Raw genomic sequence first — 23,370 nt, forward strand, 5'->3', positions numbered from 1 at the left:
ACACCCCGCCTGACCTGAGCGGATGGACACCCACCATCCGAATGCCTAAATGTTACTGACGAGTCGCTCACCGGCGTCCGCGAAGCACGCCAATGGCCCACATCACTCGTCGGGTCGGTATAGTGTCCTCGGTCATACACCCGAGAACGCACCATGTGGGTCACAGTGTGGCCACCGTCGAGAGGAGACGTTCACGGTGACGCATTCCGTTGTACAGGGCGCGGCGCGTACCAAGCGGCCTTCGTACTGGTCGATCATCAGCAAGAACTTCTCCAGCACCGTCGTGGATTCCATTCGCACGATCGGCCGCAGCGTGCGCATGCTGGTCATGGCGCTGGTCGCCCTCGTGACCGACACGTTCCGCGGCCGGCTCCAGTGGAAGGAAACACTGAACCAGGTCTGGTACATGATCGGCGTCACCAGCTTCCCCGGAGTGCTGATCGCCATCCCCTTCGGCATCGTCATCTCGATCCAGGTGGGCAACATCATCGCCCAGCTCGGCGCCGATTCACTGCAGGGCGCCGCCGGCGGCCTCGCCGTCATCACGCAGGGCGCGCCGATCGCCACGGGCCTGCTCCTCGCCGGCGCCGGCGCCTCCGCGATCGCCGCCGACCTCGGCGCGCGCACGATCCGCGAGGAGACGGACGCGATGCGCGTCATGGGCATCAACCCGCTCAACCGCCTCGTGGTCCCCCGCCTGCTGGCCGCCTGGATCGTGGCACCGCTGCTCAACATCCTCGTGATCGCGATCGGCACGCTCGCGGGCTACCTGGTCGCCGTCGGCAGCCAGGGAGTGACCCCCGGCGCCTACTGGCTCTCCTTCGGGTCGTTCGCACACCCCGTCGACGTGTACATCTCGCTCATCAAGTCCATCATCTTCGGCACCGTGATCGCGATCATCGGCTGCCAGCGAGGACTGGAGGCCCGCGGCGGCTCGCGCGGCGTCGCCGACGCGGTGAACGCCACCGTCGTCCTCTCGTTCGTCGTCATCTTCGCCCTGAACCTGCTCATCACGCAGGTCACGACGATGTTCTTCCCGATGCAGGTGGGCTGATACATGGCAACCGTTTACCGCCCCCGGGGCACACGCTGGTTCTTCAAGCTGTTCGGGGGTTCCGGATCAGCCTGGAGCCTCTTCGACACCGTCGGCCACGTCGTCTCCTTCGTCGCCGAGGTGATCCGTACCGTTCCGCACGCGATCAAGCACTACCGGTCGCAGATCATGTACATCCTCACCGACATCACCTGGGGCCGAGGCGCTCTCGTCGTCGGCGGCGGTACCGCGCCGGTGCTCGCGGTGCTCGGCATCACGGTCGGCGGCATCGTCGCCGTCCAGGGCTTCGCGATCCTCAACATGCTCGGCATGGGCCCGCTCACCGCGGTGGTCGCCTCGTTCGCGAACACCCGTGAGTTCGCCCCGATGCTCGCGGGCGTCGGCTTCGCAGCCCAGGCCGGCTGTCGCATGACCGCCGAGATCGGCGCCATGCGCATCAACGAGGAGATCGACGCGCTCGAGTCCCTCGGCCTGCGTTCGGTGTCCTTCGTCGTGACGACCCGCGTTCTCGCGGGACTGATCGCGGTGGTCCCCGTCTACCTCATCACCCTGATCCTGTCGTGGCTCTCCTGCGCCTGGGTGGTGAAATCGGTGTACGGCATGCCATCCGGGACGTACGACCACTACTTCAGTCAATTCGTGAGCGGGTCGGACATCGTCTTCTCCGTGATCAAGGTGGCCGTGTTCCTGACCGCGGTCATCATCATCCACTGCTACCAGGGCTTCTTCGCCTCCGGCGGCCCGGAGGGCGTGGGCACGGCCTCCGGTCGCGCCATTCGCGCCAGTCTCGTGGCCGTCGTCGTCCTCAACCTCGTCATGACCGTCGCGCTGTGGGGCTTCACCTCCCCGGTCTACTTCAAGGGGTAACCAATGGGAGTCGTTTCCGTACCAGGAATGTCGATCGAGCGGCCGGTGCTGCGGCGCCGCGGGCTCATCGTGGTCGCCGTCATCCTCGCGATCGTCCTCGTCGGGTGGCTGATCAAGGCCCTGTGGCCGAAGGACGAGTTCTCGTTCACGCTCCGCTCGCCCGCCGTCGCGGCCGGCATCGTCGACGGTGCGCCGGTCCGGATTCAGGGCATCAAGGTCGGTGAGGTCACCCGCATCGCCGCCCTCGGCAACGGCCAGCAGGGCGTCACGGTGACGATGAAGTCGGCCGACGGCAAGTCGCTGACGAACAACCTGGAGGCCGCGTACTCCGCGGGCAACCTGTTCGGCGTCTCCGAGGTCATCCTGACCCCGCACGACGGTGGCGGCGCGCTACAGGACGGCGCCCAGATCGCTCCGACCAAGCCGATCACCGACAACACGGTCTCGAACATGATCATGACGATCGGTGACGTGAACAGCGACGCCCTGCGCCCGCACATGAGCCAGATCCTGCTGAACTTCGACGCCTCGTCGAAGGCCATGCTCCCCATCTTCACCGCCCTCGGCAGTGTCGCGCAGGCCGTCCAGGACACGCAGAAGCTCTCCACTGCGCAGACCTTCCCCCAGATCACGCGGGCGATCGTGAACGCCGACGGCGCCGCCTCTGCCCTCATTCCGGCCGTGCAGACGCTGTACAACTACCAGCCGGTGCACGACAAGGGATGGGTGAACCGCGGCAAGGCCACGCTGGACGCCCTGACCAACGAGCAGGACAGCCTCACCGCGGCGCTGCAGAAGATCCTCGATCAGAAGGCCCTCAACGGCCTGCAGACGGCGACCCCGATGCTGGTGTCCCTGATGCAGCCTCTGCTCAACGCCTTCCCCAACGGCAGCGCGACGGGCGTCGGCATCCAGATCGGCCAGCTGATCGACAACGTCCGCAAGGCGATGCCGAACACCCCGAACGGGCCCGTGCTGAACCTGCGGTTGTCGGTCGACTACCCTGCCATCGGCGCGATGCTGCCCCCGGCACCGACGTTCACCTACATCCCGCCGACGCCGGGTGCCACGCCGGCGGACGGGAAGCCGGCCACGCCGTCGCAGGGCGCACCCGCGTCCGCGAAGCCGAGCACCCCGACGTCCACGAAGCCTGGGAGCTGAGCCAACGATGAAGTCAATGAAGGCGACGTCGATCAAGATCGCGGTGTTCGCCGCGGTGATGATCCTGCTGCTCGTCCTGGTGCTCCAGGCGCTGACCCGGCCGCCGCAGGGCGACGTGGACACCTTCCATGCGGAGTTCAAGGACGTCTCCGGGCTCAAGGTCGGCGACGATGTGCGCATGCTCGGCGTGCAGGTGGGCAAGGTCAAGGACATCGCGGTCAAGCAGTCCTCGGACCACCGGGTCTCCAACGCGGCCGTGACCTTCACGGTGCAGCGGGACCGTACGTTCCGCACCGACGACACGCTGGCCATCCGCTACCAGAACCTCACCGGCTCGCGATTCCTCGAGGTGCGGCCCACGCCGAAGAGCACGGCGGCCGAGGTCAAGCCCGGCAGCACGATCGACGAGAAGTTCACGCAGTCCTCGTTCGACATCACGACGGTCTTCGTAGGCCTCAAGCCCGTGCTGTCGACGCTCAACGCCGACGACATCAACCACCTGTCGCAGTCGGTGCTCGCCGTGATCCAGGGCAACGGCGATGGCCTCGGCCCGCTGCTCGGCTCGCTCGACAAGCTGATGGCCGTGAGCAACGATCGCCAACGCGTCCTCACCCAGCTCATCACCAACCTGGGCTCGGTCTCCCAGTCCATCGGCGGCGCCTCCCCCGGCCTGACCAAGGTGCTCCAGCAGCTCGAGGTCTTCTCCCGCACCCTGGCGAGCAACGTCGACTCGATGCGTGAGTGGTCGGACAAGACCTCGGGCGTGGTCAGCCGCACGAACGCGCTCCTCGCGGCGCTGGGCCTGACGCCCAACGAGAACCCCCCGCTCGACGCGATCGTCAGCAACGCCATGCCCATCGCGGAGCAGCTGGTCAACGCCCTCGCGACCCTTCCCGGCATCGTCCAGCTCCTGAACGAGGGCACGAAGCCGCAGGCCGGTGCCGGGGTCTCGACGACCTGCAGCAAGGGCCAGGCCACGCTCCCCGGCATGATGAACCTCTTCGTCGCAGGTCAGAAGGTGACGGTATGCAACGCAAAATGAACCTCTTCAACCGTCCGCTGCCCACGGCCGCGCAGGACCGCCGCTACCAGCTGAACTGGGGCATCGTCGGGGCGCTCCTGGCGGTCATCGTGCTCGGGATCTGCGGCTACCTCTTCGTCTTCCAGCCCGGCACCAAGGAGTACTCGGCCGACTTCAAGGAGGCGCAGGCCGTGCGATCGGGCGTCGACGTCCGCGTCGCCGGCATCAGCGTGGGCTCCGTCTCCGGCGTCGAACTGCTCGACGATCGCGTGCGCGTGAAGTTCCGCGTCGATGACAACGTCTTCATCGGCGACGCCACCACGGCCTCGATGAAGATGCTCACCACGGTCGGCGGCTACTACATGGCACTGACCCCGATGGGCACCACGAGCCTGGGCGACAAGCCGATCCCGCCGGAGCGCGTCTCGATGCCGTACAGCCTCCTGGAGACCTTCCAGCAGGCGACGCCGAAGGTCGAGAAGATCAAGGCGACGCCGATCCGCGAGTCCATGTCGCAGCTGAACCAGGCGCTCGTGGACCAGCCGGAGTCGATCCGCAACACCGTCGGCACCTTCAACAGGATGTTCGACAACATCCTGCGCCAGCAGGACCAGGCGGGCGACTTCGTGAAGGTGATGAGCGAGTACTCCACCGCCGTCAACCAGAACGGCGAGCTGCTCCTCTCGCTGATGCGGAACATGAGCACGTTCTTCTCGGCGGCGGAGGTGAACCTGGCCGGATTCAAGAGCTACCTGAGCAACACGACGCAGATCGTGCAGCGCCTCGCTCCCCTGCTCAACGTCTACCTCAACAACGTGGACCCGCTCGCCAGCCGCTTCGACGCGCTGGTGGCCAAGGCCCGCGAGGTCGTGCAGCAGGCCGAGCCCGCGATCGCCAACGCCAAGGAGATGCTGGCCGGCCTGCAGAAGACGATCGCGCCCGACGGCACGATCCAGCTCAACGAGTCCGAGAAGACCTTCCTCGCGACCAACGTCTGCATTCCGAGCCCGGGGGTGACCTGCTGATGCGTAAGTTCCTCGCTTCCCGCGGCGCGATGTCCGCATTCGTGGTCCTCGTCGCCGTCGCACTGGTGCTGGGCAGTGTGGCCTTCCGGGGCCTCACGGAGCAGAAGACCTCGTACTGCGCCGAGCTCGACACCTCAGTGGGCCTGTTCACCGGCAGCAAGGTGGCGCAGTTCGGCTACCCGATCGGCGAGATCACCAAGATCACGCCGAACGGCAAGACCACCCGCGTCGACTTCGACCTGCCCTCCGACCGCAAGCTGCCGACCAACGTCGGTGTCGTCGCGATCGCGGACTCGCTGGTGGCGCAGCGTCGCCTCGAGCTCCTCGAGACCTACAAGGGCGGGCCGACGTGGCAGCCCGGCAAGTGCATCACCAACACCAAGACGCCGCTCTCGATCACCGAGTCTCTGCAGGCCGTCTCGCAGGTCGTCGACGACCTGACCGTCGGCGGCGGCGACGCCGAGTTCCGCAAGGCGATGGCGTCGATCCCGGCGCTGAATAAGGCCACGCAGGGCACGGGCCCGGAGATCTCCGCGCTCACCAACAAGCTCGGCGAGCTGATGCGCAACCCCGGCCCCGGCATGGGCGACGTGGCGGCGATCCTCGACGCCTTCGCCCCCGCCTCCGACGGCCTCGTCCAGAACTGGGACGAGATGCGCGCCTTCCTCACGCAGTACGCCTTCCGCATCAAGAACGTCGGCGAGCCGCTGATGGACACCGGTATCGGCGCCTTCCCCCAGCTCGTCCCGCTCGTGAAGACGCTGGCGACGATCTTCGACAAGTACGGCGCCTTCATCGCGCCCCTGCTGGAGGTCACCGTGCCCACCACGACGCTGCTGGCGGCCACGACCAAGCAGTTCGGTGACCTGCTCAACATCCTGCCGCCGCTGATCCGGGCCTTCCAGGTCAGCGTCGACCAGAGGACCCTCGCCACGAAGATCACGTACCGGCCGCCGTCGGCGCTGGTGCCGTCGAAGAACCCGGCCCAGACCTGCAACAACCTGAACCGGTTCGCGCCGGGCCAGTGCAAGGTCGCCGATGCGGGCCACGTCAATGTGGAGCTGATCTCCACGGTCCTGCGCGCGACGGGAGCGGCGTACTGATGCGTAATCCACTGAACAGGCGGGCCCTCGCGATGGGGGTGGCCACCGTCGCCACCGGCGCCGTGCTGGCCGGCTGCGGCTCGGTGCCCTTCAACCCGTCCGCGATCCCCGCCCCCGGGCAGGCCGGTGGCGGCGACGGCTACGTCGTGCACCTCGACTTCACGAACGTGCTCAACCTCCCCGACCGCGCGCGCGTCGTCTTCGACGGAGTGATCTCCGGACGCCTGCAGAAGGTGACCCTCGAGGACGGCAAGGCCGTCGTCGACGTCAAGATCAACGACGGCGTCAAGGTGCCCAACACCATCACCGCGACGCTGCAGCAGGACACGATCCTCGGCGACACCTACGTGGCCCTCAAGTCCACGCCGGGCAAGCCGGGCACTCCGCTCAAGGCGGGCGACACCGTGCCCACCACGCAGACCAAGCCGCCGACGCAGATCGAGGACATCCTCGCCGACCTGGCGAACTTCCTCGGCAGCGGCAGCCTGATGCAGCTGCAGGACACCTTCAGCCGGATCAACAGCAACCTGCCCGAGGACCCGCAGAAGCTCTCCGGGCTGGTCAAGACCGTCTCGCAGACGGTGGTCGACCTCGGCCAGCAGAGCGACAACGTGAGTCAGGCGATCACCTCGGTCGGCAGCCTCGTCACGACGGTCAACGACAACGACCGGATCCTGGTCGCGCTGCTCAGGCCGACCGACGACTGGTTCGGGGACACCCTCGAGCTGACCACCGGCGCGATCAAGTTGCTCAGCCGCCTCTCCGACGCCCTGGCGCCCCTCTCGTTCACCGCGCCTCTGCTCGACGCCTCGACCGCGACCGTCGCGGGCGTGATCAAGCCGCTGATGTTCCCCGGCTGGCCGAACATGAACGGCCGGCAGGCGAACCTGGCGAACCTCGAGGACCTGCTGAAGAACAAGATTCTGCCGTTCCTCGCCAGCGGGGCCAAGGTCAACGTCAAGGAGCTGGGCACCAACGGGAGCGTGCCCACTTCCGATGCCGCCCGCCAGGCGGTCAACAACCTTCGGATGGTGGGAGCAGTTCCGTGAAAAAGAGCACCTTCTTCAGCCTCCTCACCTTCGCGCTGGTCATGGTGCTGGGCACGGCGTACATCGCGTTCTCGGTGCTGCACTGGCGGCCGCTGGCGGACTACCGCTCGGTGACCATGAAGCTCGACAACGCGAACCAGCTGCTCCCCGACTCGTCGGTCCTGCTGCGCGGTGTCAAGGTCGGCAACGTGGAGACCATCGACCGCGAGAACGGCAAGGTCGTCGTCAAGCTCCGCTACGACGGGAAGTACAAGATCCCGTCCCAGACGGGCCTGCGCATCGAGCAACTCTCCGCGGTCGGCGAGCCGTACATCGAGTTCCAGCCGGACTCCCTCGAGGGTCCGTACCTGGCCGACGGCTCGACGATCGACACCGCGAAGATCAAGGAGCCGCTGTCGCTCCCCGAGACCTTCAAGCTGATCTCCGGACTCACCAGCAACATCAACTCGACGGACCTCGGCGGCATCACCGAGACCCTGGCGGACGCGACCAACAACACGCAGGGTTCGCTGCCGAACATCTCGCAGGCCGGCGACCTGCTGGCCCGCACCCTCACCGCGCGGATGCCGAACATCCGCCGGATGATGGAGAACACCCAGATCTACCAGGCCGATATGAACTGGCTCCCCGGCGCGATCTCCGAGTTCGGCCCGGCCACCAGGACCTTCGTGGTCAAGGACGTCGAGTTGCTCAAGGCCCTGGACGTCCTCATGAAGGGCATCAACGGGCCCGAGATGCTGACGAAGTCGGTCAACCCGTTCCTGATGAAGATCGCACCGAACACCAGCAAGCTGCTGTCGAACCTCGGTCCGATCACCGAGCCGCTGGTGCCCGTGGTGCAGGCGCTGACGGACGTGCTGCCGCAGATCGACATGGCCGCGCTACTCTCGCAGGCGTTGAACACGGTCGGCTCCGACGGTGCCGCGAACCTCACGGTGGTCATCCCGCCGAAGAAGTAGCGCCCCGCCGAACCGACGAACCCCGACACGATTGGCTACGCGACAAGTGACTGATTCCACCCCGGACGACAAGAACCTCGCTGACGAGGCCGCGGCGCCCGAGGAGACCGTGCAGGACACCACTGACGAGGCCGCTGAGGGAGCGGCCGCAGCTCCGACGACGAAGGTCTCGACCGCGAAGAAGGCGGACTTCGTCGGGTCCGCCGTGAAGAAGCGCCCCGCTCCCCCGGTCGACGAGGAGGAGTACGACGTCGAGGAGGCGGCCCCGGTCCGTCGGCCCAAGGCCTCCGCCCGCGCGGCGGCGGCCCGGCCCCAGGCAGCGCTGACGGCCGGTGCGACCGTCACCACCGTGGTCATCACCGTGGTGATCCTGGCGCTGCTCGCGGCGGCGATCGCCTTCGGCGTCCTGTGGGGCCTGCAGAAGTCGGAGAACAGCGACATCAAGGCGGCGGCCGCCGAGCGGGCGCAGGCGGAGAAGGCGGCCGCGGAGTACGCCGCGGGCGCCTCGACCTTCGACTACCGCGATCTCGGTCCGTGGCGCATCGCGATCGTCAAGGGCGTCTCGCCCGAGCTGAAGACGAGGATGGACGCCACCGCTGGCGCGATGAACCAGCTGCTGCAGCCGCTGCAGTGGGTGTCCAAGGGCACGGTGATGGACGCCGTGGTCAACTCGCAGTCCGGCCCGATCTACAAGGTCAGCGCCTACGTCAAGGTCGAGGCCACCAACGTGCAGGCCGCCAGCGGCCGCGAGGTGGTCACCGTCTACAACGTGACGCTGGACAGGGACAAGGACTGGCAGATCACCGACGTGGGCGGCTCGCTCGCCGGTCCTTCGGCTCAGGCCTCGCAGCCGCAGCCCGCCGCGCCGGCCGACGGCGCGCCGGCCGACGGCGCGCAGGCCCCCGCGCCTACCCCGGCGCCCGGTAACTGACGCCGTAGCACGACCGACGAGGCTCCCGGATCCACGCGGATCCGGGAGCCTCGTCGTTCCGGCGGGTGATGGGCTCTGGGTACGGAGCTCAGCCCAGCGACTCGGGGGTGACCCCGAGGACCTCGGCGATCCGGGCGGTGCTCACGGCCCCCTCGCGCAGCACGCGCGGCTGCGGCCCGGACAGGTCGACGATGCTCGACGCCACGGCGTGCTCGGACGGCCCGCCGTCGAGGTAGACGTCGACCGCGTCGCCCAGTTGATCGCGCGCCTCCAGCATCGTGGCGGCGGGCGGACGGCCGGAGACGTTCGCGCTGGAGACCGCCATCGGACCGACCTCGCGCAGCAGCTCGATCGCGACGGGGTGCAGCGGCATCCGCAGCATCACGGTGCCGCGGGTGTCCCCGAGGTCCCACGCCAGGCTGGGCGCCTGCTCGACGACGAGGGAGACCGCGCCGGGCCAGAAGGCGCGGGTCAGCTCGCGGGCGGCGTCGCTGACGCGGCTGACGAGCCCGTCGATGGTGTTCCAGGAGCCCACGAGCACGCCGACGGGCATGTCGGGGCCGCGGTTCTTCGCGGCGAGCAGGGACGCGACGGCGCGGCCGTCGAAGGCGTCGCAGCCGATGCCGTAGAGCGTGTCGGTCGGCATCACCACGAGGTGGCCGCCCTTGAGGGCGGACCGGGCGGCGCTGAGGCCCGCGGCGCGGGATTCCGGGTCGGTGCAGTCGAAGGCGCGGCTGGCGATGCTCACGCGTCCATCCTGCCAGTCACGTACCGCGGCCTCCCCGCGAGGTCCCGGTGCTGGGTGACGGCGCCGAAACCGGCGGCGCGCAGCAGCGCGACGGCGCCCCCGCCGTTGGCGTCGTCGTGCTCCACGCCGACCGTTCCCCCGCCGGCGAGCAGCCGTGCGGCGAGCGGCGCGAGGTCACGGATCAGGTCAAGGCCGTCGGCGCCCGAGAACAGGGCGGCGGCGGGGTCTGCGGCGGCCTCCCGGTCGAGTGCGGCGCCCTCGGGCACGTACGGCGGGTTGGTGACCACCAGGTCGACGGCGCCGAGCAGCCCGGTCAGGCGGGCCGGCAGGTCCGGGTCGCGGACGTCGCCGGCCAGCACCGTCGCGGTACCGGAGGCCGTCGCCGCGGCGGCGTTGCGCCGCAGGTAGCCGAGGGCGGCGTGGTCGCGTTCGACGAGCACGACGCGCGCCTCGGGCACCGTCGCCGCGAGGTACAGGCCCAGCGCCCCGGAACCGGCGCAGAGGTCGACGATCGCAGCACCCCGGCCCACCTGGCCGGCGGCCCAGTCGGCGAGCAGCTCGGTCTCGGGCCGCGGCACGAAGACGCCGGGCCCCACGGCCAGCGTGAGCGGCCCGAAGTGGGCGCGGCCCAGGATGTGCTGGAGCGGCTCCCGGGCGGCTCTGCGGGAGATGAGGGCCTCGTACGCGGCTTCGTGCTCCGGCGTCGCGTCGTCGGCGAGCGGGAGGCGGCCGCGGTCGATGCCGAGGGCCTCTGCGAGCAGGACCTCGGCGTCGAACCGCGCCGACGGTACGCCCGCCTCCGCCAGCCGGGCCGCCGCGGCGGCGGCCAGCATCGTGGGCCGGGTCACCGCCGGTTACTCGGCCTCGAGGCGCGCCTGGCGATCGGCCGCCTGGAGCGCATCGAGTACGGCGTCGAGGTCGCCGTCGAGCACCTGGTCGAGGTTGTGCGACTTGAAACCGATGCGGTGGTCCGCGATGCGGTTCTCCGGGAAGTTGTACGTGCGGATCCGCTCGGACCGGTCGACGGTGCGGATCTGCGCGGCCCGGGAGTCCGACGCGGCGGCCTCGGCCTCCTCCTCCTTGAGGGCCTGCAGCCGCGCGGCGAGCACCTGCATGGCGCGCGCCTTGTTCTGCAGCTGCGAGCGCTCGTTCTGGCAGGTCACGACGATGTTCGTCGGCAGGTGGGTGATCCGTACCGCGGAGTCGGTGGTGTTGACGCCCTGGCCGCCCTTGCCGGAGGAGCGGTAGACGTCGATGCGCAGGTCGGACTCGTCGATCTGCACCTCCTCGACCTCGTCGGGCTCGGGATAGACGAGCACGCCGGCGGCGGAGGTGTGGATGCGGCCCTGGCTCTCGGTGGCGGGGACGCGCTGCACGCGGTGCACGCCGCCCTCGAACTTCATCCGCGCCCACACCCCGTCGATCGCCCCGTCGGCACCGGGTCCGCGGGACTTGATCGCGAACGTGGCGTCCTTGAAGCCGCCCAGGTCGGAGTAGGTGGCACCGAGGGTCTCGACCTTCCAGCCGCGACGCTCGGCGTAGCGCAGGTACATGCGCGCCAGGTCGCCGGCGAAGAGGGCCGACTCCTCGCCGCCCTCGCCCGACTTGACCTCGAGCACCACGTCGTCGGAGTCGTGCGGGTCGCGCGGCGCGAGCAGGTCGGTGAGCTGCTGCTCGAGCGCCTCGATCTGCTCGGTCAGCGCGGTCACCTCGTCGGCGAAGGAGGCGTCGTCGGCCGCGAGCTCCTGCGCTGCGGCGCGGTCCTCGCGGGCGGCCTCCAGCTTGCGGTGCGCCGTCATGATCGGCGCCAGCTCGGCGAAGCGCTTGCCCACCTTGCGCGCCGCGCCCGCGTCGTTGTGCAGCGCCGGATCGGACATCTGCTGCTCGAGACCGGCGTACTCGGCGAGGATGTCGTCGATCGCGGAGGGGGACGAGGCGCTCATGGCGGCGGGCCTTTCTCGGACGGGGCGGCGAAACGGTGCGGGTGGTCACTACCCGCGAAACGCGCCGACGCCCGGCCTGCGGGGCAGGACGGGCGTCGGCGGGAGCGCTACTCGGAGGCCGAGGCCTTGCCCGGGCGCTTGCCGTAGCGCTTCTCGAAGCGGGCCACGCGGCCGCCCGTGTCCAGGATCTTCTGCTTGCCCGTGTAGAACGGGTGGCACTGCGAGCAGACCTCGACGTTGATCCGGCCGTCGGCCTTGGTGCTGTGCGTCTCGAACGTGTTACCGCAACCGCAGACAACGGTGGTGGCCACGTAATCGGGGTGGATCCCCTGCTTCATGATTGCCGTCCTTCTCGTTCGTGGTCGCCGGGTCGCCTCTGGCGTGCGCCAGAACCGTGAACCGGAACCCATACCGACGTTCCAGTATGCCAGAACGCACGGGTCTTCGAGAAATTCCCGGCCGCCGCGAACCCCGCGCGCGGAGGCGGATCACGATGTGGCCGACGTTTGGCGGATGACTGGCGCGCGGTAAGCCGATCCGGGTTAGCTACGTGCAGTCACCAGACCGGCGCCGGGAGCGACGCGAGCGGACCCAGGTCGTGAGGAATCCGGGAGTGAAGTCGTGAACGAGTCAGGCAATGGACCGGCGGTGGAGCCCGCCGGGACCGTGATCGGCGGGTACGTCGTGGAACGCCTGCTGGGCGCGGGCGGCATGGGCGCGGTCTACGCGGCCCGGCACCCGCGGCTGCCGCGCGTGGACGCCCTCAAGGTGCTGCCCACCGCCTTCTCGCACGACCCGACGTACCGGGCGCGGTTCGAGCGCGAGGCCGACATGGCCGCGCGACTCGACCACCCGAGCATCGTCCCGGTGTACGACCGCGGCAACGACGACGGCCGGCTGTGGATGTCGATGAAGCTGGTCCCGGGCCAGGACGCCGCGGGCCTGCTCGCGAGCAACCCCAACGGCCTGCCGGTGAACCGGGTGCTGGCCATCGTCGACGCGGTGGCCGCGGCGCTGGACTACGCGCACTCGCAGGGTCTGCTGCACCGCGACGTCAAGCCCGGCAACATCTTGATCGACGGCACCGGACCGGCGCCGCGCGTCATGCTCGGCGACTTCGGCATCGCGCGCCGGCAGCAGGAGCACAGCGACCTGACGTCCGTCGGCATGGCGGTCGGCACCCTCGACTACGCCTCGCCGGAGCAGCTCAGCGGCGATCCCGTCGACGGCCGCAGCGACCAGTACAGCCTCGCCGGCACGACAGTGCAGCTGCTCACGGGCGCGAAGCCCTTCGGCGCGAGCAGCGGCACCGCGGTGATCCGCGACCACCTGATGGCGCCGCCGCCGGCGCCGTCGCGGCAGCGCCCCGATCTGCCGACCGCGATCGACGGGGTGATCGCGCGGGCGATGGCGAAGTCGCCGCAGCAGCGGTACGCGACGTGCCACGACTTCGCGCAGGCCCTGCGCGCGGCCGCGGCGGGCGCTGCACACGGTCCGGCACCGTCGAACCCGACGACGCGCGTGGCGACGCCGCCGCCCGGCGCCGGCTACCGCCCGCCGACTCCCCCGCCGTTCCAGGGTGCGCCCTCGCAGCCCTTCGCGCGGCCGTCGGGTCCGATCCCGAATCCCCCGATCTCGAATGCCCTGACCTCGGATCCACAGGCCGCGGGGCCGCAGGGCGCGTGGCAGGGCGCGCCGCTGGGCGTGGCCGGGCGGGCCCCACAGCAGGGTGGCACGAAGAAGGGCGTGGTCATCGGCGCGATCGCCGCGGTCGCGGTGGTGGCGGTGGCCGCGATCTCGGTCCTGGTGCTCAGCATGGGGTCCGACGACGCCGTCACCGCCTCGTCGACCAGCACGAGCAGCGCGCCGGTCACGACGACCACGGCGCCGGTGAACAACACGTCGACGGTGCGGGAGGGCTACATCGACCCGTGCCTGCTGCCGCCGTCCGCGATCACGGCCCTCGGCATCACCCCGCTCGCCGACGATCCGGGGCAGCGCACCGGCGAGGCCGGCGCGAAGTACGCGTGCAAGGGTGCGGACTCCCAGGCGAGCAACGCCGACGTGAAGTTCGCGACGTTCGTGACGTCGACGAGGTGGGAGACCGGCGCACCGATCACCCTGCCGGGCTCCACCAACTCCAAGTGGCGCTCCTTCGATCTGCCCGCGGTCAACGCCACGTCGCCCGGCTTCTGCATCACCGCGTACAAGTCCCTGACCAACGGCTACCTGTACATCGGCCTGCAGAAGGTCGGCAACCGCGACTGCAACCGGGGCGCGGTGATCGCCGCGGCGATCACCCCGTACCTGCCGCAGTAGTGGCCCGAGGCACCGTCGGCATGGCCGAACGCGCAGCGGCGCCCCGCTCCGGGTGGAGTGGGGCGCCGCGCTCGTCACGGATCAGTCGTTGTCGCCGAAGCCGCTGTTCTTCTGCACCGTCATGAGGAACTCGATGTTGTTCTGCGTCTTCTTCAGCTGGCTGATCAGCAGGTCGATGGCCTGCTGGCTGTCCAGCGCGGCCAGCAGCCGGCGCAGCTTGTTCACGACGGCCGCCTCGTCGGGCGCCATGATGAGCTCGTCCTTGCGGGTGTTCGACGCAGCGACGTCGACGGCCGGGAAGACGCGCCGCTCCGAGATCTTGCGGTCGAGCTTGAGCTCGGCATTGCCGGTGCCCTTGAACTCCTCGAAGATCACGGTGTCGCCGGTGGAGCCGGTCTCGACCAGCGCCGTGGCGATGATCGTCAGCGAGCCGCCGTTCTCGATGTTGCGCGCCGCGCCCAGGAACCGCTTCGGCGGGTACAGGGCCGTCGAATCGATACCGCCCGAGAGAATGCGGCCCGACGCCGGGCTCGAGTTGTTGTAGGCGCGGCCCAGGCGGGTGATCGAGTCGAGCAGGACCACCACGTCCTTACCGCCCTCGACGAGCCGCTTGGCCCGCTCGATGGCCAGCTCGGCGACCGAGGTGTGATCGCCCGGCGGGCGATCGAAGGTGGAGCTGATCACCTCGCCGCGCACGCTGCGCTGCATGTCGGTGACCTCCTCCGGGCGCTCGTCCACCAGCACGACCATGAGGTAGCACTCGGGGTTGTTGGTGGCGATCGCGTTGGCGATGTCCTGCAGCACCGTGGTCTTGCCGGCCTTCGGCGGGGCGGAGATCAGCGCGCGCTGGCCCTTGCCGATGGGCATGATCAGGTCGATCACGCGGGTGGTGAGGATGTTCTGCGCGGTCTCGAGGCGCAGGCGCTGATTGGGGTACAGCGGCGTGAGCTTGTTGAACTCGGGCCGGTTCTTCGCCGACTCGACGTCCTGGCCGTTGACCGAGTCCAGGCGCACCAGCGGGTTGAACTTCTGCCGGTTGTTCTGGTTGCCGCGGCCACCGCCGCCACCGCCCTGGTTGCCGCCGTCGTTGTTCTCGCCGTCGCGGGGCATCTTCACGGCGCCGGTGATCGCGTCACCGCGGCGCAGGCCGTTGCGGCGGATCATGTTCATCGAGACGTAGACGTCGTTCGGTCCGGCGATGTAGCCCGACGTGCGGACGAAGGCGTAGTTGTCGAGCACGTCGAGGATGCCCGCGACGGGCTGCAGGACGTCGTCCTCGCTGACCTGCGGCTCACCGTCGTTCTGGCCCCGGTCGCGGCCGCGGCGACGCTCGCGGAAGCGGCGCCCGCGACGCCCGGTGCCGTCACCGTCGTCGTCCGGGCCGTTGTTCTGGTTCCGGTTGCCCTGGTTGTTGCCCTGGCCGCCCTGGTTGTTCTGATTGCGCTGGCGGTTCTCGCCCTGCTGGCGGTCGCCCTGCTGGCGGTTCTCGCCGTCCTGGTTCTGGTTGCGGCGCTGATTGCGCTCGCGGCGCTGCCCCTGCTGCTGGCCCTGGTCGCGCTCGGTCTTCGGCGCATCGCCCTGGGGCGCATCGTTGGTGGGTGCGTCCGCTGGAGCGGCCGCGTCGCCGGTGTCCGACGGTGCCTGGTCGGCCTTCGCCGCCCGCTCGCCCCGGGGGGCCCGAGCCGCGCGGCCCTCGGTTGTGCTGGGCGCCTCGCCCTCGTTCGTCGCCGCCTCGGCCTCGGCTTTGGGTGCCTCGCTCTGCGGAGCGTCCGCCTTCGGGGCGTCCGTCTTCGGGGCGTCCGCCTTCGGGGCGTCGGCCTTCGGGGCGTCCGCCTTGGGAGCGACGGCCTTCGAAGCGCCGGCCTTGGGGGCCTTCGGCGCGGCCTTGGCGGCGCCGCCGTGCTCGTTGATCGCCGCGATGAGATCGCCCTTGCGGAGGCCCGAGATGCCCTTGATCCCCAGCTCGCTCGCGATTCCCCGCAGCTCGGCCAGCACCATGCCGTTGAGGCCCGAGCGCCGGCGCTCGTCGGCCCGCGTGGTGCTGACCGTGGCGGTGGCCGTCTCCGGGCTGGTGGTCCCGTCCGTTTCGGTCACGGAGTTCCTTTCAATTCCCTACTCGCGCAGCGCGAGAGCAGGGCCTACCGTGTTCGCCGGGCTGTCCTGCGTTGGTACACAGGGGCTTTCGCGGGCGACACACGAATGACGAAGGTGCTTATGTGCGCTTCGGCTGCCGGGCCCCGCGTTTCCGGCGGGGGCACAGATGTCTCGGCCTGATGTGGAGACCGGCGCGCCACCACGTCCGATGCTGGTTGCGGAAGGGCGTGGAAATGGCTCAGTGCCGAAGTAGCGCCCGCGCATGCGTCGGACACTTGTGTCATGATAGCGCGGGCTCGCGCCCCCGGCAATCACCGCCCCCAACATTCGCGGCGCGGCTCTCCGAACCGCGCACACGGATCGCCCCTTGAGCGCACCGCGCCCGGCGGCTCAGCCGCGAACCACCCCGTCGGCGATCGGCAGTTCCCGCACGGTGAAGCCGGCCTCGATCGCGGCGTCCGCGAGCCGGGTGGGCAGCACCTGCGGGGTCAGCGCCAGCACCGTGGGCCCGGCACCGGAGATGGCGGCGGCCACGCCGGCCGCACGCAACCGCTCGACCAGCGCGGACGACTCCTTCATCGACGCCGCTCGGTACCGCTGATGCAGCCGGTCCTCGGTGGCGTCGAGCAGCAGGTCCGGGTGCACCGTCAGCGCGAGCACCATGAGCGCGGCGCGCGAGGCGTTGAACGCGGCGTCGGCGTGCGGCACCAATCGGGGCAGCATGCCGCGCGTGACCGAGGTCGAGGACTGCACGTCGGGCACGAAGGCGTAGGCCCGGATGTCGGGGTGCACGTCCACGCGGCGCGCCCCGTAGTGCAGCGGCGCCGACGGTGCCGCGCTCGCGGCCGCGTGATCGCGGTAGCCGGCCACGTCGGGGACGGGCACCGCGGGCACGGTCCAGGAGACGACCGCGCCGCCGAGCACGCTCGCCGAGGCGTTGTCGGGATGCCCCTCGAACTCGGAGGCCAACTGCACCATCTCGTCGGTGGTCAGCCCGCGCGGCGCGTCGGCGTCGGCAGCCAGCGCCGCGGCGGCAGCGATCCCGGCGACGGCAGCGGCGGCCGAGGAGCCGAGCCCGCGCGAATGCGGGATGCGGTTGACGCAGGTCAGGCGCAGCCCGGGAGCGGCGACCCCCAGGTGGGCGAGCGTGCGGCGCAGCGCGACGACCACGAGGTGCCGGTCGTCGGTGGGCACCTCGTCGGCGCCCTCCCCCGTGACGGAGATCGTCAGGTCACCGTCGACCTCGGGGTCGACGATCTCGACCGTGACGTCGTCGAAGAGCGCCAGCGCAAGGCCGAGGGTGTCGAAGCCGGGGCCGAGGTTGGCGCTCGACGCCGGGACGGTCACGGTGGCCGAGAGGCCGACGGGGAGGACGAGCGGGGCGTTCACGGCGGGAGACACGGCCGCGGCTACTCCGTCAGCCCCATGGCGGAGGCCACGGCGACGGGGTCGATACCGACGCGCGCAATCTCGGGGAGGCTGCTCAGCGCGGTATCGGGGTCCTTGAGCCCGTTACCGGTCACGGTGCACACCACGGTCGAGCCCTTCTCGATCCAGCCGTCCGCGGTGGCCGCGAGCAGGCCCGCCACGGACGCGGCCGACGCGGGCTCGACGAAGACGCCCTCGGTCTTGGCGACGAGGCGGTACGCCTCGAGCAGCTTCTCGTCGGTGGCGGCACGGAACTCGCCGTTCGACTCGTCCTTGGCGGCGACGGCCTGGTTCCAGGACGCGGGGCTGCCGATCCGGATGGCCGTGGCGATGGTCTCGGGGTCCTTGACCGGTGCCCCGTTCACCAGCGGCGCGGCGCCGGCGGCCTGCACGCCGAGCATGCGCGGGCGCGACGAGGCGATGCCGTCGGCGAAGTACTCGCTGTACCCGCGCCAGTAGGCGGTGATGTTGCCGGCGTTGCCGACGGGCAGCGCGTGCACGTCGGGCGCCTTCCCCAGCGCGTCGACGATCTCGAAAGCCGCGGTCTTCTGCCCCTCGATGCGCACCGGGTTCACGGAGTTGACCAGGGCGATGGTGTCGAACGTCGCGGTGGTCTTGCGGGCCAGCTCGAGGCAGTCGTCGAAGTTGCCGTCGACCTCGATGATCTTCGCGCCGTACATGACCGCCTGGGCGAGCTTGCCCATGGCGATCTTCCCGGCGGGGACCAGCACGGCGCACTCGATGCCGGCGATGGCCGCGTACGCGGCGGCGGAGGCGGAGGTGTTGCCGGTGGACGCGCACAGCACGCCCTTCTTGCCGGTGGCCTTGGCCTCGGTGACGGCCATCGTCATGCCGCGGTCCTTGAAGGAACCGGTGGGATTGAGGCCCTCGACCTTGAGGTGCACGTCGCAGCCGGTGAGCTCGGAGAGCGCCCGCGCGGGCAGCAGCGGAGTCGCGCCCTCGCGGAGGGTGACGGGCGCCCAGCCCGGCTCCCACGTCTCGCACACGGGCAGACGGTGACGATAGGCCTCGATCAGCCCGGGCCAGGGCGTGTGCACGGCGTCAGTCATTGGTTCCCTCCAGACGGAGCACGGAGGACACGGCGGTCACCACGTCCAGTTTCTTCAGCGCATCGACGGTGGCCGAGAGTGCCGCGTCGGGCGCCTTGTGGGTGAGGATCACGAGCCGGGCACCCTTGTCCGGGGTGTCGGCCTGCTGGCGGACGGTGCTGATGGAGACGCTCCGCTCCGAGAACTCCTTGGCGACCGCACTGAGCACGCCCGGCCGGTCGGCGACCTCCATCGCCACGTAGTAGCGGGTGAGCACCTCCCCGATCGGCGCGACGGGCAGCTTGGCGTACGCCGAATCGCGCGGGCCGCGGCCGGAGACCACCTTGTTGCGGGCCGCGGCAACGAGGTCGCCCAGCACGGCCGAGGCGGTGGGGGCGCCGCCCGCGCCCGCGCCGTAGAACATGAGCCGGCCGGCGTTCTCCGCCTCGACGAAGACGGCGTTATAGGCGCCGTCCACGCTGGCGAGCGGATGCTTGAGGGGCACCAGCGCCGGATAGACGCGCGCCGAAACCCGCTGTGCGCCCTTCTTGTCCGTGAGCTTCTCGCAGATCGCGAGCAGCTTGATGGTGCAGTCGAAGGCCTTGGCGGCCTCGATGTCGGCCGCGGTGACGCCCGTGATGCCCTCGCGGTGCACGTCGTCGGCCTTGACGCGGGTGTGGAAGGCGATCGAGGCGAGGATCGCGGCCTTCGAGGCGGCGTCGTAGCCCTCGACGTCGGCGGTCGGGTCGGCCTCGGCGTAGCCGAGGCGGCCCGCCTCGGCGAGCACGGTCTCGTAGGCCTCGCCCTTCTCCGCCATGTTGGAGAGGATGAAATTGGTGGTGCCGTTGACGATGCCCGCCACCAACTCCACGCTGTCGCCGGCGAGGGACTGCTGCAGGGGGCGGATCACGGGGATCGCGCCCGCCACGGCCGCCTCGAAGTACAGGTCGGCGCGGGCCTTGTTCGCGGCGTCGGCGAGCTGACCGGTGTACTCGGCGAGCAGCGCCTTGTTCGCGGTGACCACCGACTTGCCGGCCTTGAAGGCGCTGAGCATCAGCGAGCGGGTGGGCTCGATGCCGCCCATGACCTCGACCACGATGTCGACGTCGTCGCGACCGACGAGCGCCTCCGCGTCGTCGGTGAGCAGGCTCTTCTTCAGGCCGAGCGCCTTGAGGCCGCGCTCCTTCCCGGTGTCGCGCACGGCGATCCCGCGGATGACGAGGTTCGCGCCGACGCGGGCCGCGAGATCATCGGCGTTCTCCACGAGAATGCGCGCCACCTCGGTGCCCACGGTGCCCATGCCGAGGAGGGCGACGCCCAGTTCCTTCTGCTGTGCGGATTCGGTCATCAGAGCACCTCCAGGCTCACCAGGTCGTCCACGGTCTCGCGGCGCAGTATCAGCCGCGCCGCGCCGTCCTTGACCGCCACCACCGCGGGTCGCGGCTGCATGTTGTACCGGCTGGACATCGAATAGCAGTAGGCCCCCGTGGCAGCGACGGCCAGGAGGTCGCCCTCCGCCAGGCCGCCGGGCGTGTAGGTGTCACGGACCACGATGTCGCCGGTCTCGCAGTGCTTGCCGACGATCCGGGAGAGCACGGCTTCGCCCTGCGGGTCGCGGCCCGCGACCACGGCGGTGTACTCCGCCCCGTACAGAGCGGTGCGGATGTTGTCGCTCATGCCGCCGTCCACGGACACGTAGCGCCGGAAGCCCTGTGCGGCGGCACCGTCGGAGGCGGACGCGGCGTCGACGGCGACGTCCTTGATCGTGCCGACCTCGTACAGGGTGATGCCGGGCGGGCCGGCGATGGCGCGGCCGGGCTCGACAGCGAGGTGCGGTGCCGCCAATCCCAGTGCGGCGGATTCGGTCTCGACGATGGATCGCAGCTTCGCCGCGAGGTCCGCCACGGGCGGCGGGTCGTCGTTCGACGTGTAGGAGATGCCCAGGCCGCCACCGAGATCGATCGTGCTCAGCTGCGCGGTCTTCTCCGCGCCGAAGCGGGCGACCACGTCGCGCAGCAGCTCCAGCACGCGGCGGGCGGCGATCTCGAAACCGTCGACGTCGAAGATCTGCGAACCGATGTGGCTGTGCAGGCCCACCAGCCGCAGGTTGTCGGCGGCGAAGACCGCGGTGACGGCCCGCATCGCCGGCGAATCGGCGCCGTTCCCCGCGAGAGAGAAGCCGAACTTCTGGTCCTCGTGCGCGGTGGAGATGAACTCGTGGGTATGCGCCTCGACGCCGGGCGTGAGGCGGATCAACACGTCCTGCACCACGTTCCGCTCCCCCGCGACGCGGTCCACGCGGGCGATCTCGGAGAGCGAGTCCACCACGACGTGGCCGATGCCGGACTCGACGGCATAGTCCAGCTCGGCGACCGACTTGTTGTTGCCGTGCAGCGCGATCCGTTCCGCGGGGAAGCCGGCGCGCAGCGCGACGGCGAGCTCGCCGCCGCTGCACACGTCGAGGTTGAGTCCCTCGTCGCGCACCCAGCGGGCGATCTCCATGGAGAGGAAGGCCTTCGAGGCGTAGTGCACGGCCGCGTCCTCGCCGAAGGCCTCGCGCATGCCGCGGCACCGGGCGCGGAAGTCGGCCTCGTCGATCACGAACAGCGGCGTCCCGAATTCCGCCGCGAGCGCGGTCACGGGCACCCCGGCGACCGAGACGACACCATCGGCCTCCCGGCGGGCGTGCGCGGGCCAGACGGCCCGATCCAGTTCACTCACGATGGGTCGCCTCTCACATCCGGTCGGGTGCCGAGACACCCACGAGCGCGAGGCCGTTCGCGAGCACCTGGCGGGTGGCGGCGCACAGCGCCACGCGGGCGCGGTGCAGGTCGGTCGGTTCCTCGTCGCCCAGGGGCAGTACCCGGCACTCGCCGTAGAAGCGGTGGTACACGCCCGCCAGCTCCTCGAGGTAGCGCGCGATGCGGTGCGGCTCGCGGAGCGCCGCCGCGCCGGCGGCCACCGCGGGGAACTCGCCGAGCGTGCGCACCAGGTCGCCCTCGCGGGCGTGGTCGAGCAGGCCGAGGTGCTCCGTCGACGGCGCGATGCCGAGCTCGGCGGCCGAGCGAGCGATGGCCGAGAGCCGCGCGTGCGCGTACTGCACGTAGTAGACGGGGTTCTCGTTGCTGGCCTGCGCGAGGAGGTCCAGGTCCAGGTCGATGGAGGTGTCCACCGAGCTGCGCACCAGCGAGTAGCGTGCGGCGTCGACGCCGACGGCCTCGACCAGGTCATCGAGGGTGATCACGGTACCGGCGCGCTTGCTCATCCGGACGGGGGTGCCGTCCTTGACCAGGTTGACCAGCTGGCCGATGAGCACCTCGATCCGCGCCGGGTCGTAGCCGAGCGCGCCGGCGGCGGCCTTGAGCCGGCCGATGTAGCCGTGATGGTCGGCGCCGAGCATGTAGATCGCGAGCGTGAACCCGCGGTCGAACTTGTGCTTGATGTAGGCGATGTCGCCCGCGATGTAGGCGGCGTTGCCGTCGGACTTGATGACGACGCGGTCCTTGTCGTCGCCGTAGTCGGTGGCCCTGAGCCACCAGGCGCCGTCGTTCTCGTACAGGTTGCCGTTGTCCTTGAGCTGCTGGACACTGCTCTCGACGAGGCCCGAGCTGAACATCTCGTCCTCGTGCGTGAACACGGCGAAGTCGGTGCCGAACTCGTGCAGGGTGCGCTTGATGTGGGCGAACATGAGCTCGACGCCGTCGGCGCGGAAGGCCTCGATCCGCTCGTCCTCGGGGAGCTCCAGGATGCCCGGGCGGTCCTTGACGACGGTGGCCGCGATCTCGCCGATGTAGTCGCCGGCGTAGCCGTCCTCGGGCGTCGGCTCGTTCCGTGCCGCCGCGTCGAGCGAGCGGGCGAACCGGTCGATCTGCGCGCCGTGATCGTTGAAGTAGTACTCGCGGGTGACCTCGGCGCCCTGCGCTTCGAGCACCCGGCCCAGGCTGTCGCCGACCGCGGCCCACCGGGCTCCACCCAGGTGCACGGGGCCGGTGGGGTTGGCGGAGACGAACTCGAGGTTGATGAGCGCACCGTCGAGCGCCGTCCCGTGCCCGAACGCGCCCGCCTGTTCGAGGATGCTCGCGACGATCTGGTTCTGCGCGTCCGCGGCGAGGCGGATGTTGAGGAAACCGGGGCCCGCGACGGTGGCCTCATCGACGCCGTCGGCGCCGCCGAGCGCCTCGGCGAGCCAGGTGGCGAGGTCGCGCGGGTTGACGCCGGCCTTCTTGGCCACCTGCATCGCGACGTTCGTCGAGTAGTCGCCGTGCTCGGGGTTGCGGGGCCGCTCGACGATGACGCGGTCGGGCAGCACGGAGGCGTCGAGGCCGCGCTCGCTCAGCACGGTCTTCGCGGTGGCGTGCAGGAGGTCCGAGAGGTCAGCGGGAGTCACCGGTCCATCCTAGGGTGCGCCTGACCGCCCGGTTTCCGCCGGGCCTGCCCTATGCGCTAACCTTGCTAGGCCCTGCGCCCCCGTAGCTCAGGGGATAGAGCGTTCGCCTCCGGAGCGAAAGGCCGCAGGTTCGAATCCTGCCGGGGGCACTTCCTGCGCGATCACGGCGACGCCCTCGACCCTCGCGGCGTCTACCCCACCATCGCGATCCGATCGCGAGCCTGCGCCCGTG

General features: G+C 70.1%; 20 protein-coding genes and 1 tRNA gene. 11 read left to right on the forward strand and 10 right to left on the reverse strand.

What is annotated here, in order from left to right:
* Positions 1-196: 196 nt before the first annotated feature.
* The 9 genes from FK529_RS18620 to FK529_RS18660 are packed head-to-tail and all read left to right on the forward strand — an operon-like array spanning position 197 to position 9,170.
* On the forward strand, positions 197-1,054 hold the full coding sequence (locus FK529_RS18620; protein WP_146564041.1) for an MlaE family ABC transporter permease: 858 nt from the start codon (positions 197-199) through the stop codon (positions 1,052-1,054).
* A gap of 3 nt (positions 1,055-1,057) precedes the next feature.
* Positions 1,058-1,921 (forward strand): ABC transporter permease, encoded by an 864-nt coding sequence (locus FK529_RS18625; protein WP_146564043.1) that lies wholly within the window; start codon positions 1,058-1,060, stop codon positions 1,919-1,921.
* Positions 1,922-1,924: 3 nt separating this feature from the next.
* Positions 1,925-3,082, forward strand: coding sequence for an MlaD family protein (locus FK529_RS18630; protein WP_146564045.1), 1,158 nt, complete (start codon positions 1,925-1,927; stop codon positions 3,080-3,082).
* Positions 3,083-3,098: 16 nt separating this feature from the next.
* The gene (locus FK529_RS18635; protein ID WP_158635156.1) at positions 3,099-4,124 is read left to right on the forward strand and encodes an MCE family protein; all 1,026 of its coding nucleotides are present in this window, start codon (positions 3,099-3,101) and stop codon (positions 4,122-4,124) included.
* Positions 4,109-5,128, forward strand: coding sequence for an MlaD family protein (locus tag FK529_RS18640; RefSeq protein WP_146564050.1), 1,020 nt, complete (start codon positions 4,109-4,111; stop codon positions 5,126-5,128). Before FK529_RS18635 ends, FK529_RS18640 begins: the two co-directional genes overlap by 16 nt.
* Positions 5,128-6,231 carry an MlaD family protein gene (locus FK529_RS18645; RefSeq protein ID WP_146564052.1) on the forward strand — a complete coding sequence of 368 codons (1,104 nt, stop codon included), beginning with the start codon at positions 5,128-5,130 and terminating at the stop codon, positions 6,229-6,231. Before FK529_RS18640 ends, FK529_RS18645 begins: the two co-directional genes overlap by 1 nt.
* On the forward strand, positions 6,231-7,280 hold the full coding sequence (locus FK529_RS18650; protein ID WP_146564054.1) for an MlaD family protein: 1,050 nt from the start codon (positions 6,231-6,233) through the stop codon (positions 7,278-7,280). The genes FK529_RS18645 and FK529_RS18650 overlap by 1 nt, the downstream gene beginning before the upstream one ends.
* Positions 7,277-8,239 carry an MlaD family protein gene (locus FK529_RS18655; RefSeq protein WP_146564056.1) on the forward strand — a complete coding sequence of 321 codons (963 nt, stop codon included), beginning with the start codon at positions 7,277-7,279 and terminating at the stop codon, positions 8,237-8,239. The genes FK529_RS18650 and FK529_RS18655 overlap by 4 nt, the downstream gene beginning before the upstream one ends.
* 46 nt (positions 8,240-8,285) lie before the next feature.
* Positions 8,286-9,170 carry a hypothetical protein gene (locus tag FK529_RS18660; RefSeq protein WP_146564058.1) on the forward strand — a complete coding sequence of 295 codons (885 nt, stop codon included), beginning with the start codon at positions 8,286-8,288 and terminating at the stop codon, positions 9,168-9,170.
* 88 nt (positions 9,171-9,258) lie between these two features.
* Here FK529_RS18660 and FK529_RS18665 read toward each other — a convergent pair whose 3' ends face one another.
* From FK529_RS18665 to rpmE, 4 genes are all read right to left on the reverse strand, one after another.
* A complete protein-coding gene (locus FK529_RS18665) occupies positions 9,259-9,918 on the reverse strand; it encodes an L-threonylcarbamoyladenylate synthase (protein ID WP_231703175.1) in 660 nt (219 codons plus the stop codon).
* Positions 9,915-10,766 carry a peptide chain release factor N(5)-glutamine methyltransferase gene (gene prmC / locus FK529_RS18670; protein ID WP_438947215.1) on the reverse strand — a complete coding sequence of 284 codons (852 nt, stop codon included), beginning with the start codon at positions 10,764-10,766 and terminating at the stop codon, positions 9,915-9,917. Before prmC ends, FK529_RS18665 begins: the two co-directional genes overlap by 4 nt.
* A 6-nt stretch (positions 10,767-10,772) precedes the next feature.
* Complete coding sequence (prfA, locus tag FK529_RS18675) at positions 10,773-11,861, reverse strand: peptide chain release factor 1 (protein ID WP_146564060.1); 1,089 nt, start codon at positions 11,859-11,861, stop codon at positions 10,773-10,775.
* Between the two features lie 107 nt (positions 11,862-11,968).
* Complete coding sequence (rpmE, locus tag FK529_RS18680) at positions 11,969-12,199, reverse strand: 50S ribosomal protein L31 (protein WP_146564062.1); 231 nt, start codon at positions 12,197-12,199, stop codon at positions 11,969-11,971.
* A gap of 283 nt (positions 12,200-12,482) precedes the next feature.
* Between rpmE and FK529_RS18685 the strand changes: the two genes are divergently transcribed.
* Entirely contained in the window at positions 12,483-14,180 is a 1,698-nt protein-coding gene (locus tag FK529_RS18685; protein ID WP_146564064.1) for a serine/threonine-protein kinase, read from the forward strand.
* Between the two features lie 81 nt (positions 14,181-14,261).
* Here the strand turns inward: FK529_RS18685 and rho are convergent, their stop codons facing one another.
* The 6 genes from rho to argS all read right to left on the reverse strand — a co-directional run bounded on the left by rho (position 14,262) and on the right by argS (position 23,138).
* Entirely contained in the window at positions 14,262-16,274 is a 2,013-nt protein-coding gene (gene rho / locus FK529_RS18690) for a transcription termination factor Rho (protein ID WP_146564066.1), read from the reverse strand.
* Positions 16,275-16,664: 390 nt separating this feature from the next.
* Positions 16,665-17,675 carry a homoserine kinase gene (gene thrB, locus FK529_RS18695; protein ID WP_146564068.1) on the reverse strand — a complete coding sequence of 337 codons (1,011 nt, stop codon included), beginning with the start codon at positions 17,673-17,675 and terminating at the stop codon, positions 16,665-16,667.
* 8 nt (positions 17,676-17,683) lie between these two features.
* Positions 17,684-18,772 (reverse strand): threonine synthase, encoded by a 1,089-nt coding sequence (gene thrC / locus FK529_RS18700; RefSeq protein ID WP_146564070.1) that lies wholly within the window; start codon positions 18,770-18,772, stop codon positions 17,684-17,686.
* Positions 18,765-20,099 carry a homoserine dehydrogenase gene (locus FK529_RS18705; RefSeq protein ID WP_146564072.1) on the reverse strand — a complete coding sequence of 445 codons (1,335 nt, stop codon included), beginning with the start codon at positions 20,097-20,099 and terminating at the stop codon, positions 18,765-18,767. Before FK529_RS18705 ends, thrC begins: the two co-directional genes overlap by 8 nt.
* Complete coding sequence (lysA, locus tag FK529_RS18710; protein ID WP_146564074.1) at positions 20,099-21,511, reverse strand: diaminopimelate decarboxylase; 1,413 nt, start codon at positions 21,509-21,511, stop codon at positions 20,099-20,101. The genes FK529_RS18705 and lysA overlap by 1 nt, the downstream gene beginning before the upstream one ends.
* Positions 21,486-23,138, reverse strand: coding sequence for an arginine--tRNA ligase (gene argS / locus FK529_RS18715; RefSeq protein WP_146564076.1), 1,653 nt, complete (start codon positions 23,136-23,138; stop codon positions 21,486-21,488). Before argS ends, lysA begins: the two co-directional genes overlap by 26 nt.
* 76 nt (positions 23,139-23,214) lie before the next feature.
* Here argS and FK529_RS18720 point away from each other — a divergent pair.
* Positions 23,215-23,287: transfer RNA gene (locus FK529_RS18720), tRNA-Arg, on the forward strand.
* Positions 23,288-23,370: the final 83 nt, after the last annotated feature.

It is taken from the genome of Tsukamurella asaccharolytica (assembly GCF_007858435.1).
GTDB lineage: Bacteria > Actinomycetota > Actinomycetes > Mycobacteriales > Mycobacteriaceae > Tsukamurella > Tsukamurella asaccharolytica.

What these genes read in the sequence shown, in the direction of transcription:
- FK529_RS18625 (WP_146564043.1), top strand. Translation starts at nt 1,058, where the DNA reads ATGGCAACCGTTTACCGCCCCCGGGGCACACGCTGGTTCTTCAAGCTG.
- FK529_RS18630 (WP_146564045.1), top strand. Translation starts at nt 1,925, where the DNA reads ATGGGAGTCGTTTCCGTACCAGGAATGTCGATCGAGCGGCCGGTGCTG.
- FK529_RS18635 (WP_158635156.1), top strand. Translation starts at nt 3,099, where the DNA reads ATGAAGGCGACGTCGATCAAGATCGCGGTGTTCGCCGCGGTGATGATC.
- FK529_RS18640 (WP_146564050.1), top strand. Translation starts at nt 4,109, where the DNA reads ATGCAACGCAAAATGAACCTCTTCAACCGTCCGCTGCCCACGGCCGCG.
- FK529_RS18645 (WP_146564052.1), top strand. Translation starts at nt 5,128, where the DNA reads ATGCGTAAGTTCCTCGCTTCCCGCGGCGCGATGTCCGCATTCGTGGTC.
- FK529_RS18650 (WP_146564054.1), top strand. Translation starts at nt 6,231, where the DNA reads ATGCGTAATCCACTGAACAGGCGGGCCCTCGCGATGGGGGTGGCCACC.
- prfA (WP_146564060.1), bottom strand. Translation starts at nt 11,861, where the DNA reads ATGAGCGCCTCGTCCCCCTCCGCGATCGACGACATCCTCGCCGAGTAC.
- rpmE (WP_146564062.1), bottom strand. Translation starts at nt 12,199, where the DNA reads ATGAAGCAGGGGATCCACCCCGATTACGTGGCCACCACCGTTGTCTGC.
- thrC (WP_146564070.1), bottom strand. Translation starts at nt 18,772, where the DNA reads ATGACTGACGCCGTGCACACGCCCTGGCCCGGGCTGATCGAGGCCTAT.
- FK529_RS18705 (WP_146564072.1), bottom strand. Translation starts at nt 20,099, where the DNA reads ATGACCGAATCCGCACAGCAGAAGGAACTGGGCGTCGCCCTCCTCGGC.